Annotated in this window: 12 protein-coding genes; 10 read left to right on the top strand and 2 right to left on the bottom strand. The window is 61.9% G+C overall.

Going from position 1 to position 17,926, the window contains the following annotated elements; genetic code table 11:
• Positions 1–44 precede the first annotated feature (44 nt).
• From ABIE18_RS03595 to ABIE18_RS03580, 4 genes are all read left to right on the top strand, one after another.
• On the top strand, positions 45–1,424 hold the full coding sequence (locus tag ABIE18_RS03595; RefSeq protein ID WP_499721231.1) for an acyltransferase family protein: 1,380 nt from the start codon (positions 45–47) through the stop codon (positions 1,422–1,424).
• Positions 1,421–1,777 carry a GNAT family N-acetyltransferase gene (locus ABIE18_RS03590; RefSeq protein WP_431117533.1) on the top strand — a complete coding sequence of 119 codons (357 nt, stop codon included), beginning with the start codon at positions 1,421–1,423 and terminating at the stop codon, positions 1,775–1,777. Before ABIE18_RS03595 ends, ABIE18_RS03590 begins: the two co-directional genes overlap by 4 nt.
• Positions 1,778–1,948: 171 nt before the next feature.
• Positions 1,949–3,517: an RNA polymerase sigma factor gene (locus tag ABIE18_RS03585; RefSeq protein WP_499721230.1), complete on the top strand. Its 1,569-nt coding sequence runs from the start codon at positions 1,949–1,951 to the stop codon at positions 3,515–3,517.
• A 224-nt stretch (positions 3,518–3,741) separates the two neighbouring features.
• Positions 3,742–6,468, top strand: a complete 2,727-nt coding sequence (locus ABIE18_RS03580; protein WP_499721228.1) for a CLIPPER-2 domain-containing protein — start codon at positions 3,742–3,744, stop codon at positions 6,466–6,468.
• 8 nt (positions 6,469–6,476) lie between these two features.
• Here the strand turns inward: ABIE18_RS03580 and ABIE18_RS03575 are convergent, their stop codons facing one another.
• Entirely contained in the window at positions 6,477–6,833 is a 357-nt protein-coding gene (locus ABIE18_RS03575; RefSeq protein WP_499721227.1) for a hypothetical protein, read from the bottom strand.
• Between the two features lie 231 nt (positions 6,834–7,064).
• On the opposite strand from ABIE18_RS03575, the gene ABIE18_RS03570 reads away from it, so the two are divergent.
• Genes ABIE18_RS03570 through ABIE18_RS03555 form a run of 4 tightly spaced genes read left to right on the top strand, consistent with a single transcriptional unit; the run spans position 7,065 to position 12,389 of the window.
• Positions 7,065–8,627: a pyridoxal phosphate-dependent decarboxylase family protein gene (locus tag ABIE18_RS03570; RefSeq protein WP_499721226.1), complete on the top strand. Its 1,563-nt coding sequence runs from the start codon at positions 7,065–7,067 to the stop codon at positions 8,625–8,627.
• Positions 8,624–9,967 carry a lysine N(6)-hydroxylase/L-ornithine N(5)-oxygenase family protein gene (locus tag ABIE18_RS03565; RefSeq protein ID WP_499721225.1) on the top strand — a complete coding sequence of 448 codons (1,344 nt, stop codon included), beginning with the start codon at positions 8,624–8,626 and terminating at the stop codon, positions 9,965–9,967. The genes ABIE18_RS03570 and ABIE18_RS03565 overlap by 4 nt, the downstream gene beginning before the upstream one ends.
• Positions 9,964–10,554: a GNAT family N-acetyltransferase gene (locus ABIE18_RS03560; RefSeq protein ID WP_499721224.1), complete on the top strand. Its 591-nt coding sequence runs from the start codon at positions 9,964–9,966 to the stop codon at positions 10,552–10,554. The genes ABIE18_RS03565 and ABIE18_RS03560 overlap by 4 nt, the downstream gene beginning before the upstream one ends.
• Entirely contained in the window at positions 10,551–12,389 is a 1,839-nt protein-coding gene (locus ABIE18_RS03555; protein WP_499721223.1) for an IucA/IucC family protein, read from the top strand. The genes ABIE18_RS03560 and ABIE18_RS03555 overlap by 4 nt, the downstream gene beginning before the upstream one ends.
• A gap of 181 nt (positions 12,390–12,570) precedes the next feature.
• Here the strand turns inward: ABIE18_RS03555 and ABIE18_RS03550 are convergent, their stop codons facing one another.
• The gene (locus ABIE18_RS03550; protein ID WP_499721222.1) at positions 12,571–13,323 is read right to left on the bottom strand and encodes a hypothetical protein; all 753 of its coding nucleotides are present in this window, start codon (positions 13,321–13,323) and stop codon (positions 12,571–12,573) included.
• 253 nt (positions 13,324–13,576) lie between these two features.
• Here ABIE18_RS03550 and ABIE18_RS03545 point away from each other — a divergent pair, with 253 nt between their 5' ends.
• Both ABIE18_RS03545 and ABIE18_RS03540 read left to right on the top strand, forming a co-directional pair.
• Positions 13,577–16,195: a CLIPPER-2 domain-containing protein gene (locus ABIE18_RS03545; protein WP_499721221.1), complete on the top strand. Its 2,619-nt coding sequence runs from the start codon at positions 13,577–13,579 to the stop codon at positions 16,193–16,195.
• 147 nt (positions 16,196–16,342) lie between these two features.
• A complete protein-coding gene (locus ABIE18_RS03540) occupies positions 16,343–17,824 on the top strand; it encodes a SpaH/EbpB family LPXTG-anchored major pilin (protein ID WP_499721220.1) in 1,482 nt (493 codons plus the stop codon).
• Positions 17,825–17,926: the final 102 nt, after the last annotated feature.

Here is a 17,926-nt window from a genome sequence, read left to right as displayed (position 1 = left end):
ACAATGGAGTCAACACGCAGGGGCGTGGAGTCGTAGGGAGGGCCATGCAGCGGGCAAAACCGGTTCATCCTCCCGCCAGCCGGAGCACGGCTGTGCCGGGAGCTTCGGCTGCGCGGCGTGATCCAGCAATCGACCTTGTCCGCCTCATCTGCCTGCTCCTGGTGGTCGCGGCCCACTGCATGATGGTCAGCCCCGTTCTGCACAGGGACGGGAAAGTCACCACGGAAAACACTCTCATGGACCAAAGCTGGTTCACGCCCGTGGTTTGGGTGCTCATGATCGTCCCGCTGTTCTTCGTCCTGGGCGGCGTCACCGGGTTGCAGTCGTGGCGACGCCTGAAAGCACGCGGCGGCACGGGCTTCGACTTCGCGCAGCTGCGACTCCTTCGCTTGGTCCGCCCCGCCATGGCCCTGCTCGCCGTGATGTGGGCGGGGCTTTGGGCGGCACTGCTCCTCGGTGTTGATCCACAGGTGATCCAGTTGATGACCACCGGTGCCGCGATGCCCCTCTGGTTCCTGGCCGCCTACCTCACAGCACAGGTCAGCATCCCGCTCATGGCCCGGCTTCATCAACGTGCTCCGCTGCCGACGTTGGGCGTCCTCGTGGCGCTGATCATTACCGTCGATTCCCTCCGCGGCGCTGTCCCGGTTCTTGCCTTCGTCAACATGGTGTTTGTCTGGTGCGCAGTCCAGCAGCTCGGCTTCTTCGTGGCCGACGGCTTTCTTGAGCATCGCAGCAGAACCTGGCTGGTTGGGGCGATCATAGTCAGCAACGTGTTGCTCGGGCTGGTGACCGGCGTGGGCGTATATCCGGGCAACATGGTGGTGAACATCAACCCACCCAACCTTTGCCTGCTTCTGCTGGCTATTTCACAGACTGCCACCCTCCAACTTCTGGGAAAAGGCATACGCTGGATCGCCTCTGTCCGCTGGGTCCAGACGACTATTGCGGTGGCGGGCCGCCGGTCCATGACCGTTTACCTCTGGCATCTTCCTCTCCTGGTGGGCATGTCCGGGCTCCTCTTACTCACAGACTTTCCCAAACCGGCCGACGGCACAGCGGAATGGTGGTGGGGACGCATTCCCGTCTTCTTCGCCGTCGTAGCCCTGCTGCTGCCGGTCGTGCTGCTCCTTGGTCGCCTGGAGAACCGTCCGACGGCGGCCAGCCACGCGCGGGGTCCCTCGCGCACCGCTGTGGTGACCGCCGCCGTCGTGGTTCTGGTCCCGGTTGCAGATGCCGCATTCAATGGCCTGACGCTGGCGCTCCTGGGCGGGGGAGCCGCGTGCTTCGCGCTCGCAGTCCTGCTGCTTGGCAGGGTCCCGACGCCGGTGCTGCCGCCGTCGGGACCGGACGAGACGCCAACGCCCGGGGGAAAGCAGTCCACATTGCCAGCGCAGGGTTTACGTGCCAATCTCGAATCATGACCGAGCACACTGAATCATTGGCAGACTCGTTCCGCGCTGGCGTCACCACAGTTCGAAACGACAAATTCCATCGCTATGAACTCCGCGTAGACGGGGAGTTGGCGGTGATATCCCAATTCATCGATAGGCCCGGTCACATCGATTTCACCCATACCGAGACAAAGTCACAGTTCAAAGGCCAGGGGCTGGCCAAGGTGTTGGCACATTTTGCCTTGGATGATGTGGTGGCATCCGGCAAGCGCATCATTCCGCATTGCCCGTACATCGCGGCATACCTGCAGAAGCATGAGGGCTACGAGCAGGACGTCGACTGGCCCGCCGAGAAACCTGTAGGCGAACCGGACAACGAGTAGGGCTCCCGGGTCCAAACTGACGCCTGATGGGCGGCCGATACACGACTCCTCCCAACTGATTAGTGCACCTTCCTGCCGGATCGTGTCGCAGAAATTCCAAGTAATTTGACCCTTTAGTCCTCAGTACCCTGCGATTCAAGTCATCCCGGAATTTGCTGTCACACTGGGCCTATGGGGAGCGATTTTGATACTGGTTCCAGCGGCGGAACCGTCACCGCTGGACCAGTCAGCGATCAGGAAATCATTGCGGCGGTCCGAGGAGGCGACACCGATGCCTTTGACTCGTTGTACCGCCGGCATCTGGCTGCTGCGCAATACGTTGCGCGGGCGAACTCTGATAACCCGAGTGACGCCGACGACATCGTCGCCGAGGCATTCGCATCGGTGTTTCAGGCTCTTAGCAGCGGCAAAGGACCACGGGAGTTCTTTCGCGCCTACCTGCTGACAGTCGTGCAGCGGACAGCGCATGCGCGGAACCGGAAAGCCAGGCTCACCCAGTCTGCCCCTGACGACGCCATGCTGGATACCGCCGTCGTCGACGCCGACCCCATCTTGAGGGAATTCGAATCCTCGGCCGTGGCGACGGCGTTCAAGTCCCTTCCTGAACGCTGGCAAGCGGTGCTCTGGCATGTGGATATTGAGGGCATGAAGCCGGCCGCAGCTGCGCCGTTCATAGGTGTCAGCCCCAATGGAGTGTCATCTTTGCTCATCCGGGCAAGAGAGGGACTCCGTCAGGCGTATTTGCAAAGCCACGTGGTGCTTGCTCCTGACGATGAGTGCGCGGAGTATTCCGGCCAGTTGGGCAAATATGCACGGAACGCGCTGAAACGGACCTCAAGCGAAAAGGTCAGCGCGCATCTGGAGACCTGCTCAAAGTGCACAGCACTGCTGTTTGAACTCAACCACATCCAAGGTGCCATGCGGGCAGCTCTCTTCCCCCTGGTGACGGGCATCGCACTGACTCCTGGCGCGGTTGCGGGGTTGCTCTCGGTATCGAGCCCTTCGGGCCTCACAGGGGAAGGACACGCAACCGTTCGATCCCTCGGCCACGTGTGGAAGGTTGCTGTTGCTGCGGCTGTTGCTGCAGGCGTGGCGATTTTTGGTCTGGTCGCGTGGTTCGGGCAGTCCGGTGCCGAGGTCAATAACGCCGGCGATGCTCCAAGCACCTCTGCCTCACCCTCGGCGTCCAGCCCCACAAAGGACGTGCCCAACGTGCCGTCCCCAGCTCAGTCAACGGTGCAGTTGCCGCAACCTTTTGCACCAGTAGAGATTGGCCCCCGTCCTGTATCCGAGGAAATTGCCAGGCCGCGGGCAGCAGTTGTCACGAACTCCGGGACGGTATCCTCAACCACAGAGGCCGTACCTCCAACGGCTGCCCCGTCACAGACGGTCGACGCTGTTTTTGGCGTGGAAGCCGGCGGCGGGCTACTCGAGCGCGATATCAGTGTGGGCTTTTCACTGCTTGGAGACTCGGTACAAAGCTCCGGTGAAACAACCTTCAGCCTGCCGGAGAATGCCACGTTCATCCCGGGGAAATTCTCGGCACCGTCCGGATGGTCGTGCTCGGATCCCGCTGTGGACAATCGGTTGATCCGGTGCACCACGGCGTCCATTGATCCTGCCAGCCTGGCATTCGAACTGGGCGTTTCAATCCCGAACCCCGATCAAGGCGGCACACTGAACTACCAACTCGGCGGAGAGCACATCGTTACCAAGTCCTTCGCCAACGGTTTTCATTAGGCGCTGGCCGCTGATTTCCGAGCGCTGAACTCCAGGGCCGAACCTGGCCGAAAGAATGCCCAAAAAATTCTTCACTTTTCTCCGTCACGATTCGGAGTCAGCCAACACTAAGAGGCTGACAATATCTGTGCGCATCGGCTTCCTTGGAAGCGGAAGTGCCAAGCGCCATTGCCTGGGACTTGAAACCGGGGCGCTTGGGGACGACGGAAAGACAAGCAACAGCCGTGAAGAATTCCCTCCTGGCCAGAACTTTGGTGATACTTCTCTCCGCCCTTAGTGCTACTTCGGCGCTGGCCGGCCTTCAACTTGCTCCTGCGCAGGCGATAGCGCCATCAATGCCATCTACGCCTTCGACATCCTCGACGCCCGATGCCACGCAGCCGGGCACTGTGGTGTTCTCGGAGAATTTCGAGCACGGTAGCCCCAACTCCGCCCTCGGCGCGCAGTCTTACTCCGCTCCCGGGTCAAAGCACTACGTTGGCAAGGGCGGCCAGGCGTACACAGGTTCCCCAGCTTGGATCGACGCCGCCAGGTGCAACGGCGTCATCCTGAGCTATCGGAATTCAACCACGCCCACATGGGCGCAGTCCGGAACGGCGGCCGAAGGCAAAAACAACAGGTGTGCCGAGCTCGGGGATGTCCGCAGCTATCAGTACATGCGTATGTTGGCCTTGGCCATGGGTCAACAGTTCACCCCAGCTTCTCCCACCACCAATCACGTCAACAGCTCTTACACTGAATGCCCGTCCACCAGCTCCAGCGGATCAGTGTGCGACGCCATCCCGTCAGGGCCCGCTGATGGGGTGATGTTCAGGACCACCCGCCCTATCCCGGTGACCGCGGGCCACTATTACACTTTCGGCCTCAACACGGCGTACATGAATTGCGGCCTGGCTGAGGGCGATCCGTCCTATCAGTTCGCCACGGTTGACAGTGCTGGGGCAGTCACACCCATCGGGAATCCACTCAACGGGTGCCAAACCTCGGACGATCCCAACGTTGACTCCTTCCAGCAACGAGTCACCAGCGACGTCGGCGGAACCCCCGGAACCGTCACCAGGACCGTCAACATCAACTCGATGACGTCAAACACCGCGGTCCAGGCCACCGGAAACTCCCTGGGGCTTGAAATGTGGAACAACAACGGCACCACCAACGGGAACGATGGCGCCTTTGACGATGTGCGCCTGATGGACGTCACTCCGCAATTGAAGCAATCCTTCACGCCCTCGGTGGTGGGCCCCGGCGGGATTTCCACCCTCACCCTCACCGTCACCAATACCAGCGAGCTCAACGCGAAGCACGACTGGTCCCTCAATCAGGTGCTTCCTTCCGGACTGACGATCGCCGGGCGTCCAAACATGGGGGGAACGTGCGCTCAGGTTCCCGGAACCCATCCATTCCTTCGTTCGGCAGATGCTGGCAGCGGAACTCTTTCGATTTCCGGGGGCGACCTCCATCGGGGTCAGGCCTCGTGCACCGTCGTGGTGGATGTGACCGTTGCAGCCGAGGGCACGTATTCCAGCGCATCCGCGGATATTAAAACCAACTTGAACCCTCCTGCAGTGGCTTCTTCCCTTGTGGTCCGGGCTCCCCGGATCATGCTGGGCAAAGCGCTGACCACCGCCCGCGCTGCCGTCTCCGACCAATTCACCATGGAGATCCGTGCGGGGTCTCCTATCGGTCCCGTGGTGAATGCCATTGATCACTCCACCACCGTAGGATCTGCGGCGTTCATCGCCGCTGGTACTGGTGTCACGGGGCACACGGCGGCCGAGGCGGGCACTACCTACTACCTCACGGAAGCGGGCGGAATCCCGTCCAATTACCACCGGAACATCACCTGTACCGACGCCGCTGGCCTGCAGCCGAATTTACCTGCAGGAGCGGCGGTTGACCGGCCGTTTGCACTAACGCCCGTCCCCGGGGCAGACATTACGTGCATTCTGGCTGGCACCGCTGCGCCACTTCCAGGCCTCGGGTTTACTCACGGCGCTGATGCCTCCGCTGTCCACTCGCCAGCGCAGGTGGGGGATGTGATTCGCTACAGCTTTGGGGCAACGAACCGTGGAAACGTGCCACTGACGGATGTGGTCATCAACAACACCCTTGCAGGGCTTCCGGAGTTGGCATACTCGTGGCCCGGAATTCCAGGCCAGCTGCTGCCTGGTCAAACACTGACCGCCGTTGCTGACTTCAGGATCACCCAGACAGACCTCGACGCCGGTAAGGTCGCCAACTCGGCTACGCTCGCCGGCGTTCCAGGCGTCGGCGGCCTCACGGCCTCGTTGCCGGTGACTACAGATACGCCGTTGTCACCGGATGCAAGCCTTGAATTCTCGACCACTGCAGATGCCTCTGCGGTGGGTGATCCCGCTCAGGTGGGCCAGGTCATCACGTATAACTTCACCGCGAAGAACGCCGGAAACGCCGCCCTCAAGGACGTCTCCATTGAGGATCACGTGCGGGGACTCGGGCCACTGGTCTACGTGTGGCCCAGAGTCGCGGGCGAATTGCTGCCCGGTGAAACTGTGACTGCTTCGGCAAGCTACAAACTCACGTGGTGGGACGTCAAAGCAGGCAACATCACTAACGCGGCAACAGCTATGGGGACGTCTTGGGCAGGTGGGCGGGTAACAACGCATCCTGCCACAACCGCAGTGGCCTTCCCGCGGACGGGGCAGAAGGAGGCCGAAGAGGCTTTCCTGCGGATAGCGGCGCAATCAGGACAGGACGCCGCCTCCCGGCCCGTTCCGAATGGGGCCGTTCCGAAACAGCTCAGCGAGCCAGTTAATCCCAGCGAGTCTGTGACCGCTGCCAATTCGTCAGCTGGAGCATCTGGAGCATTGGCCAACACGGGAGTCGCGTTCTCCATCCTGCCGGTTGCTGTCCTTATCCTTTCCGGTTTCGTACTGTTCCTGATGGGGTGCCGCAAAGCTGTCCGGCGTTAGGCGAAGGTCTAGGTAATGGAGTGCTTCTTCTGCCATTGCCAGGCGTGCCAGAACAGGAGTGCGGCTGTGACCAGGATGGTCCCTGGAATGACGTAGGGAACGGACTGGAGGACCATAAAATTTACCTGGGCTGAGGGATTTGGCGCCGTCGGACCGGTCATTGCCGCAACGGCTTCGAAAGCCCAGAAGCAAAACCACACCAACCCAGCGTCCAGCACCCAAAGGGCCACGACGAAGGGGTTCACGAGCACTCGCCTCCGTCCCCGTTCAGGGGCTTCCGGGTCGTGTGGACTCACTGCCCGCACCGCATTCCCGTGTTCATCAATCTCGCGGAATCCGATCCGCTCGTGTATCTCGTCAGCCACTGGTCCCCCAACCGTAGAGTTTCTGTGCCGTTGACTCTACAGCTCTTGGGTAAGAGCCGGGGTATTCTCCACGGCGGCAGCTTCCAATAAAAGTCAATGACGCTTCCTCTTCCCCAAAAACGGCGAGAGCACGGGCGTCAGGCGAAATAGGTCACAAAAGTTTGACGAAAAGGCAAGCCTAAGTAAGGCTTGCCTTTGCTAACTAGCGCCCAATGATGGAAGGAAGCTGACGTGACGTCACCAAGTGTCGAAGAGCGGATCGCTCAGGAGCAGGACTTTGGCTCCAAGGTGGAACTGGCCCTCGCTGCCACAAACCAGCTGTTCAACGCACGAAATTCGCCCAGCTATGTGGCGCAGGTTCTTCAGGGAGTCAACGCTGTCTCCACCAAAGTCCAGCGCACGGCCCGGCCGTTCACCGGCGTCGTACATGCAGAACTGAAGGCCCGCGTTGGTGCCGTGGACCTCGAACGTCCGTTGCCGGATACGGCTGCTGCCCTTGAGGAGCTTGACGGGCTCTACCTCAAGGACGCGATCTACTTCCATGATGCCCGATACGCGGCTCACCTGAACTGCCCGGTGGTCATCCCCGCACTGGTTGGTGAAGCTGTACTTTCGGCCGTGAATTCCTCCATGGATACGTGGGACCAGAGTGCCGGCGCCACCATGATCGAGCGCCGGCTCATCGATTGGACTGCCGAGCGTATTGGTTTTGACGCCGGCGCCGATGGTGTCTTCACCTCGGGCGGGAGTCAGTCCAACTTCCAGGCGCTGCTGATCGCCCGCAACCACGCCGTGGCCAGGCTGCGTGCCGCGAATGGCGACGCGCGCCTCCCGCACCTCCTTGACCGACTCCGGATTTTCACGTCTGCAGACAGCCACTTCAGCATCCAGAAGTCCGCGTCCATGCTCGGGCTCGGCTTCGATGCCGTCATCTCCGTGCCCACCGCTGACGATCACCGCATGGACCCCACCGCGCTTGCGGCTGCTTTGGCGGAAGCGCACGACGCCGGCCTGGTGCCTATGGCGGTAGTGGCCACCGCCGGAACTACCGACTTCGGTTCCGTCGATCCTCTCTCCGAACTGGCGGCCTTGGTCCGCGCCTACGACTCCTGGCTGCACGTGGACGGCGCCTATGGTGGAGGCCTCATCGTCTCCGGCCGTTACCGCCACCTCCTGAATGGCATCCACCTGGCCGACTCCGTCACTATTGACTTCCACAAGACCTTCTTCCAGCCCGTCAGCTCCAGCGCGGTCCTGGTCCGCAACGGCTCCATGATGCGCCACGTTACCTACTACGCGGACTACCTGAATCCGGAGAGCGCCGCGAAGGCTGAAATTCCCAATCAGGTGGACAAGAGCATCCAGACCACCCGCCGCTTCGATGCCTTGAAGCTTTGGCTCACCTTACGCATCATGGGCGCCGATGCCATTGGTGCGCTGTTCGACGAAGCGATCGACCTCGCTGGCCGGGTGGGCGCCCTACTCGCCGATGACGCCGAGTTCGAACTCGCCGCCGCACCCCAGTTGAGCACTTTGGTATTCCGCTACCGCCCGGCCGTTGGCGGCGTGATCTTGGACGAGGACGCCGCAGACGTCCTCAACCCGGCCATTCGCGCATCGATCTTTGCTTCGGGCGAAGCTGTGATTGCCGGAACCAAGGTTGCCGGCCACCACTACCTCAAATTCACCCTCCTCAACGCCGAGGCCTCCCTGAAGGATATTCAGGAAATCATTGAACTTATCCGCCGGACGGGCGCCAGACTGCTCGCGACCACCACGGAGGCTGCAGCATGAGCACCCCAGGCAACAGCAGGATTTACGACGTCGCCGGCATCGGCGTCGGGCCCTTCAACCTGGGCCTCGCCGCGCTAAGCGAGCCGGTGGAAGGCCTGGACTGCATCTTCCTTGAACGTCGCGAGTCCTTCGACTGGCACCCCGGCATGATGCTGGAGCCCGCGCACCTGCAGGTCCCGTTCATGGCTGACCTCGTCACTTTGGCCGATCCGACGTCGCCGTACTCGTTTTTGAACTTCCTCAAGCAGACCGGACGGTTGTACCGCTTCTACATCCGGGAAAACTTCTACCCGCTGCGGGCGGAATACAACCAGTACTGCCAGTGGGTGGCCGGCCAGCTTGAGTCGGTCCGTTTTAGCACAGATGTGCTGAATGTGGCGTACGACGACGGCGTGTACCGACTTTCGGTGCAGGGTCCGGAAGGCGCTGAGGTGCTTTGTGCCCGCAAGTTGGTCTTGGGAACCGGCACATCGCCGTACGTTCCGGACTCCTGTGCAGGGATTGTGGACGGCGGCGGACTTGTCCTCCACAATGCCGAGTACCTTTCGAGGAAGAGTGAGCTGCAGTCCAAGCGAAGCATCACCATCGTCGGTAGCGGCCAGAGTGCCGCGGAGCTTTACTACGAACTCCTTCAGGAAATCGACGTGTACGGCTACCAGCTCAACTGGGTGACCCGCTCCGGCCGCTTCTTCCCGTTGGAGTACACCAAGCTGACGCTGGAGATGACCTCGCCCGAGTACGTGGACTACTTCCACTCGCTGCCGGGGGAGCAGCGCGATTCCCTGATCAAGAGCCAAAAGAACCTGTACAAGGGCATCAACTCGGACTTGATCGACGACGTTTACGACCTCCTTTACACCAAGAGCCTTTCCGGCATGGTGGACACGGAGCTGCACACGCACTCGTCGCTAACATCCGCTGAATGGGACCCGGCCACGGGCACCCACACACTGCAGTTGCACCACGAAGAACACGGCCGCGATTACAGCCTGGAGTCCGAAGCCGTGGTTCTCGCTACCGGCTACAACTACAAGGAGCCCGCCTTCCTGGCCGGCATCCAGGACCGGATCCGCCGCGACGCCAAGGGCCGCTTCGACGTCGAGCGTAACTATGGAACCGGCGTCGAACCCGGCGAAATCTTCGTCCAGAACGCTGAGCTTCACACCCACGGTTTCGTCACGCCGGACCTTGGCATGGCCGCTTACCGCAACTCCTGCATCCTGCGGGAAATCACCGGCCGCGAGGTCTATCCGATCGAGCGGAGCATCGCGTTCCAGCAGTTCGGTGCGCCAGCCCCAGTTGCTTCAACAGTTCCGAACACCGTGGGGGCCGCTGTATGAGCTTCACATTCCGGCCAGTCGACCCCATAGCGGACGCACCGGTCCTCCACAGCTGGGTAAGCCAGGAGTACGCCCGGTTCTGGGGGATGGTTTCGGCCACCGAGGAGGACGTTGTGGAGGAGTACTCGCGGATCGCCGAATCGGGTCACCATCAGGCGTTCCTGGGGCTCGACGACGGCGTGCCCGCGTTCCTGATGGAGCGGTATCGTCCCGAGTCATCGCCGTTGGCAGACGTTTACGAGGTCCAGAGCGGCGACGTGGGAATGCACCTCCTGGTGTCTCCGCCCACTGGCGACCCGCAGCCCGGTTACACCACAGCCGTCATGCAGTCGGTGATGACGGAACTGTTCGCTGATCCCGCAGCCCAGCGCGTCGTCGTCGAGCCCGACGCCCGTAACCACAAGATCCATGTGCTGAACGAGAAGGTGGGCTTCCGCCAGCACGGCGTGGTGACCCTTCCCGCCGTCGATCCTGCCGAAGACCACAAGCAGGGGCTCCTGAGCTTCTGCACGCGCGAGGATTTCCTCGCGACCCTGACCCCGATTCTGGCCGCGCCTGCCGCGGCGACCAGAGGAGACTCCCTGTGACCACTACCGCTGAATCTTCCCTCTACGAGGTAACCGAACCTGTGTCCCACCTGACCCCGGAGCGTTGGGCCGTGGCCAACAGGCACTTGATCCGAAAAGCCATTGCCGAGTTCTCGCACGAGCGGATCCTGGTACCGGAGCTGATCCGTGAGGAGGACGGCGTCGGACTGTACAAGGTTGTCAGCGACGACGCCACCGTTGAGTACCGCTTCCGTGCGCGGTTCTTGGCGCTTGAACACTGGTCCGTGGCTGTTGAGTCGATCGTCCGGCTGCGCGATGGTGCGGACCTGCCGCTGGACGCCTTGGACTTCATCACCGAGTTCCACGAGGCACTGGCCATTCGCCAGGAGATGCTGCCCGTCTACCTCGAGGAAATCAGCAGCACACTGGCCAGCCACGCCTACAAACAGGGCAAGCCTTTTAGCTCCGCCGAGTTGGCCGTGGGCATCACCCGCGGCGCGGACCGGGCGGTCGATTTTCAGGCGATCGAGCACAGCATGGCTGAGGGGCATCCGTGCTTCGTTGCCAACAACGGCCGGCTGGGTTTCGGCATTGCCGATTACCATGCGTTCGCGCCGGAAACCGGTGCTGTGGTGAAGCTTCAGTGGATCGCTGTGCATCGCAGCAGGGCCGTCTTTACGTCCAGCGAAGGCTTGGATTACCGGACGCACTTTGAGGCCGAACTTGGACCTGCAACTCTGTCATGGTTCAACGCGGAACTTGCCGCTTCCGGCCTTGATCCTGAGGACTACCTGCTCATGCCGGTGCACCCCTGGCAATGGGACAACAAGCTCACCGTGACGTTCGCGGCAGAAATCGCCCAGCGCTACATCGTCAACCTGGGCAGCGGCGAGGACTCCTACCAGGCGCAGCAGTCCATCCGTACGTTCTTCAACACCACCTCACCGGAGAAGGCGTACGTCAAAACGGCCATGTCCGTGCTGAACATGGGCTTCATGCGTGGTCTTTCTCCCCAGTACATGAAGGCAACGCCGGCGATCAACGATTGGCTGCATCAACTGATCGGCAATGACCAGGAGCTCCAGAACCGGGGCCTGGCCATGATCCGTGAAAAGGCGGCCATTGGGTACCACAACCACTATTACGAGGCTGCTTCGGCCAAGGGCTCGCCCTACCGGAAGATGCTCTCGGCTCTGTGGAGGGAAAGTCCCCTCCCCCTGCTTGAAGACGGCCAGCAGTTGGCCACCATGGCGTCCTTGTTGCACGTGGATCCCTCCGGTGCCTCGGTGGTCTCAGCCTTGATTCAGCGCTCCGGGTTGGCTCCGACGGATTGGCTGCGTCGCTACTTCGAGGCCTACCTCGTTCCGTTGATCCACTGTCTCTACGAGTATGAGCTCGCGTTCATGCCTCACGGCGAGAATGTCATCCTGATCCTGGAAGGCGGTGTACCCGTCCGCGCGATCATGAAGGATATCGCCGAGGAAATCGTGGTGATGGGAGACCGGCTCGAGTTGCCCGAGGAAGTCTCCCGCGTCAAGGCCGAGATTCCTGCCGAAGAAATGGTGCTCGCGATCTTCACCGACGTGTTCGACTGCATCTTCCGTTTCCTGGGGGCCATCCTGGTGGAGGATGGGACGCTGCGGGAAGACGAGTTCTGGGGGACTGCCGCTGCCGTGGTTCGTGAATATCAGGAACGCCATCCGGAACTAGCGGAGCAGTTCGCCATGCATGATCTGTTCGCTGCGGACTTCGAGTTATCCTGCCTTAATCGGCTGCAGTTGCGGAACAACCAACAGATGCTCGATATCTCGGATCCCTCCGGGGGATTGCAGATGGCTGGCCGCCTGGCCAACCCCCTGGCAAAGTTCGCTTAGGCGGAAAATTGGCGGAGGCGCCGCCGGGAAAGATTGCTTCATCCGGTGGCGCCTCCTCGTGACTGGTGCCTGATCCGACCCCAGGCAGCAGCCACGCCTATGTAGTACTAGTTGCCGCTGAATCGTGTTGCAAAAGGACGCGAACTCACGGCGTTTCCCTGTTCCGTGGCGTTTTCTTTTATCAGGCTGACCGTCTGTATCGGAGGCCAGCGATTGCCCGGTCGCATTCCGCTCGCGACGTGGGAAAATCCAAGAATTCCACGAGCGTTCGCCGCCCAACGCCCATGTGCAGCCCGTCGATGCGTTGCCGACAGCGGAACAATGCCTCGTAACTCTCCCGCTTGCGGGTCATCATGGTGTGAATGCTTCCGCGATGATAGGCGGCAGTGGCTTCCACTGCAGCAAGTTCTCCCCGGCATATCTGTCCCATTTCGGCCAACATTTCCCAGCTAAGCAGCTTGCCGCCTTCAGACCATCCCAGGTGAAGGGTTGCTATCGTGTGGCTTCTCCGCCGGGCACTGCGGCCGAGCGATATTTCATGGATCAGCCGTTCGAAGTGCGCCATGGTGGCAAGCCCGGTATAGACGTCGGTGCAGGAGAAGGGCTCGAGGCGTTCATTTTCCGTTGCCCATCCCTCGACGAGATCCCGCATGGAGTCGTCATCAGCAGGCACGCCTGCCGCTTCAAAAAAAGCACTGAGGTCCTGCATGGTTTCGCGGACTCCAACGCCGTGATACGCGCGGGACGCCCCAAGATTCTTGGCAGACATTTGCAGCTCACCACCCTCTGCTTCGGCCTTCAGCATGTCCTCGACTTCAGGAACCAGCCAGTCACCGGGAAATAGCCATCCGGATTGCTGACTGCGTTCCTGCCAGCGCCCACGGAGCTGTAAGGATCTGCTTTCGATTCTCAAGTGAGCGAGTTGATCTTCCATGTCCAATGAGTGCCAGGGACGTGGAAGTCGTGACGCAATTTGGTCCAAATACTGGACGTCATTCTCGCTCGGACATGGTTCCATCCGCAGGCCGGAAAAAGTTTTCGCTTTTTGCGACATGAACTTTTCCCACTCCGCACTCAGTGACTGGAGACCAACCCTGCCGGACGCAAATGGACGGTCTCCGTTGACGTAAATGTTTTGCTCGTCGGTTGAGGGGTCGGCCGGGTCACTGTTCTTTGGAAGGAACCCCTTGAAGTATCCGGTTGGGAAGATTACGGCGTTCGTTGCCGCGTTGATGGTGGTCCTGGGAGGGCTTTCATTCGGGACTGTGGGCTTTGGCACGCCTGCTCAGGCCTATGAGATCGCAACCTCCCCGGCGAACCTCAATGGTCCCGGCACCGTCGCCACACTTTCGATGCCTGGATCTGGTCTGACCACCACCTTTGGCCGGTCGGGATATACCAACATGGTGGGCCAGTCAACGATGGGCAGCCGTGGATATGTGTCATCGGATTTCTCACAAAACATAGGGACCGGGGCTCCTGCCGTCGAATTTGCCACCCACGCGGTCAATAATTGCGCGGCAACCGGTCCTTGTAGCGGCTTGGGGACCATCATTATCACTTTCAGTCAGCCGGTGAGGAGTCCTGTGCTCAACATCGCTGGCCTCGGCGGAGAGGTCGACTTGGATGAAACTGACAACGGGACTGTTGACCGACAATCCCAGTTGAGCGCCGTCCTTAACCTCGCAACCCCAGGCCTGACGATGACCAAGCTGTCAGGCGCCAACCTTTCTGTGGCAAACAACGCCATCTCTACTAGTAACAACAATGCCGGAACGGCGTGTAATACGAGTGTGCAGACCGGCACGCCCGACCCTGCCGACGCCCAGGCGACCGCGGCCTGCGGTTCGGTCCGGATCAATGGCATTGTGACCTCGTTGACGTTCGACATCAGCGCGGTCTTCGTCCAGACCACCAGTACGCTCCCGCCGTACACCGAAAACAGCATGTCGGCCAAGAAGCACAACCAGGACAACTTTCTGATGGCGATGACGGTTCCGCAGGATTTCGGTGATGCGCCTGTTTCGTACGATCAGGGCAATGCGGCCCGGGCTGTTCTCTCGGATGTGACGCTTGGGGCGGACGTGACTGAGGACAACGCGACGGTTGCCAACGGGACTGCCTCGCCGAATGCGGGTGTGACGGCGGCCCAGGATCTGATGGACGACGGCGTGGTGCTGGCTCCGATGACACAGGGCGCTACCAGCTACTCGACGACGGTGGCGATCAGTGGGGCCAGCAAAGCAGGAACGACCTGTGGGTGGATTGACTTTAACAAGAACGGGACCTTCGACAATACTGCCGAGCGGGCGTGTGCCACCTTCTTGGCGGGTGCCACGACCGCCACTCTGGCCTGGGTTGTCCCTGCGGGGGTGAGTGCGGGGACGACGTATGCGCGGTTCCGGATCGGTTACACCGCCGCCCAGGTCCAGGTCCCGATCGGTGCCTCCGATTCCGGTGAGGTGGAGGATTACATCTTCACTGTTGCGCCTGCGGCTGCTCCGGCGATCACGCTGGTGAAGACGGTGAACAAGACCACCCTGGTGGCCGGTGAGACCGCCACGTACACGTTCGTGGCGAAGAACACGGGCAACGTGACGCTGACCTCGGTGGTCATCACCGAGACCCAGTTCTCCGGAACGGGCACGATGTCCGCCCTGTCCTATGCCTGGCCCGGTCTTCCGGGCATCCTTTTGCCGGGGCAGTCGGTGACCGCGACGGCGACGTATGTGGTCACGGCGTCGGATGTCACGACGGGGTTGCTGACGAACACGGCGAAGGTCACCGGGAACCCGCCGCTGGGTTTGCCCGTCTCGGCGGTCGATGACGCGCAGGTCACCGCACCCCCGGCGTGGAAGATCAAGAAGAGCGCCACGGTCAACGGGTCGGTTCCCGCGAGCGGGTCCGTCACCCCGGGCCAGACCATCGTGTATACGGTGACGGCGAGCAGCATCAGCGGCACCATCACCGGAGTCGTGCTGAAGGACAACCTGGCGGAGGTCCTGGATGACGCGACGTTCGTGCCTGGGTCCGCGTCCCTGGTGATCGGCACGGGTTCACCGGTGGCTGTGGCCGATCCCGTGCCGCCGTCCACGGTGTTGAGCACTGCAGCGTTCACGCTGCCCGCCGGGCAGACGGCCACGTTGAAGTACAGCGTGCTGGTCAAGGCAGGTGCCTGGAATGAACAGCTCGTGAACGTCGTGACGGGCACGGCGACCACCACGCCACCGCAGACGTGTGCACCAGGCTCGGGCGCGCCGGGTCCTGACTGCACCACCACCCATCACACCCCGGGCAAGGTCCTGATCGAGAAGATCGGCGAGTCCTCGAGCGGTACGTGGGTGCCGATGGCGGGCTCCACCTGGGTGGTGCACGTCGATAACGCCGGCACCCCCGGTGCCGTGCTGGCCAGCCCGGCCGTGACTGCCGTGGCCGGGCAAACGGGCCGGTTCCAACTCGAAGGAATCCAACCCGGAACGTACTGGCTTGAAGAAACCACGGCCCCGGACGGGTTCAGCTTGCTGGCCGAACCGGTGCAGTTCACCATCGCCGCGAACGGTGCCGTGTCCCTGGGACAGGGTTCCCAGGGTCAGGGCGCCGGCGCCGGGGTAGTGACCAGCACCGACGCGGACGGGGACGGGATTTTCCTTCTCACGGTCCGGGACGTGCCGGCACTGGAGTTGCCCGAGTCCGGCGGCATCGGCTGGTGGCCCTTCACCACGGCCGGGTCCGTCCTGCTCGCCGGCGCCCTCGCCCTGACCATGGCCGCCAACCGCCGCCGCCAGCAGGAGTCCACTACTACCTGACACCGGCCCATCACTACCCGGCACGAGCCGGTCAGCACCTAAGAAGAGTTCCCCCCAGGCCCCGCGTGTGTGTTGCGGGGCGGGGCGGTGCATGTCCATGTCCGAGTACCACCACGAGAAATCATCACGATGAAAGAGGAAAACACAGTGAGTAATCACCACACCGGGCGGCTTTGGAAGACCGCCGCCGCCACGATCGCCGGGGCGGTGTTGGCGATGTCCTTCTCCGTGGCCCCGGCTTCGGCCGCACCGTTGGTTGATGCGGACCAGACCGGTTCCATCACGGTCCACAAGTTCGAACGTCCCGCCACTGCGACGGGCCTGCCGAACAACGGCACGTCGGTGGATACCACCGGCCTGACACCGTTGGCCGGTATCGAGTTCACCATCCAGCAGGTCAACACCATTGACCTGTCCACCAATGCCGGCTGGGACGCGGCGCACAACCTTTCCAGCGTGTTCGCCCCGGCCAACCCGGCGGGTTCGATCACCGGTGCCGGTTACACCCTGGGCGCTGCGCAGGCGAAGACCACCGACGCTGCCGGGACCGCGGGTTTCACCGGTTTGCCGGTGGGCCTGTACCTGGTGACGGAAACGAACTACCCGGCCGGTGTGACGCCCTCGGCCCCGTTCCTGGTTTCCGTGCCGTTGACGGACCCGGATAACAAGGACAACTGGATCTACGACGTTCACGTCTACCCGAAGAACTCCGTTGCCGGGGCTGAAAAGACCGTCACGGATGCCCCCGACGTGAAGCTCGGGGACCAGATCGACTTCACCATCACCGGTGATATCCCGAACGAAGCCGTCATCGATGGCTACAAGATCGTGGACGTCCTGGACCCGAAACTGACCTACGTCGGCGCGTCCGCGACCCTCGTTGATGGCACCCCGCTGACGGCCGGCACGGATTACACCGTGACCTTCGACGCCGCGAGCAACACCGTCTCGGTCATCTTCACCGCCGCCGGCCGGGCCAAACTGGCTGCACACACCGATACCCGGGTGCAGGTCATGGTCAACACCAAGGTCAACACCATCGGTGAGATCGAAAACGAAGCCCTCGTGTACCCGAACGCTTCCAGCTTCACCGTTGCACCGGGCCAGCCCGGCGGTCCGGTCGTTACGCCCCCGGTCGTGACCAAGTGGGGCGAAATGACGCTGCAGAAGGTCAACGAGAACGGTGCAGCCCTTGCCGGTGCCGCATTCTCCGTCTACACCAACGAAGCCGACGCCAAGGCCGGAACGAACCCGGTTGACCTCAACGGCCAGACGGTCTTCACCGTCGCCGCTGACGGCACCCTGACGATCTCGGGCCTGCGCTACTCCGACTGGGCCAACGGCGCAGCCGTCGCACCCGGAACCCCGGACTACCGCACGTACTACCTGGTAGAGACCACCGCCCCGGCAGGCTATGAACTGCTCGCCGAGCCGGTATCCTTCCTGATCAACGGCACCACCACCACGGTCGGCATCGACCTGCAAGTGAAGAACATCCCCTCCAACAGCGGCTTCCAGCTGCCCCTGACCGGTGGCGTCGGAACCGGCATTCTCTACGCAGCCGGTGCCCTCCTCGTCGTCGGCGCAGCCCTGATGTTCGTCCGCAACCGCCGCACCAGCAACAACTAACACCAACACCAGCAACAGCACCACAGCTGGTAAACAACACAACGGGGGCCGCTACCCGCGGCCCCCGCAGTGACCCCAAGTGGGGAAGAACGCCAACCACGC

It is taken from the genome of Arthrobacter sp. 2762 (assembly GCF_040548745.1).
Taxonomy (GTDB): Bacteria; Actinomycetota; Actinomycetes; order Actinomycetales; family Micrococcaceae; genus Arthrobacter.
The sequence above is the reverse complement of the archived record's forward strand: the minus strand, read 5'-3'. Positions and strand labels throughout refer to the sequence as shown.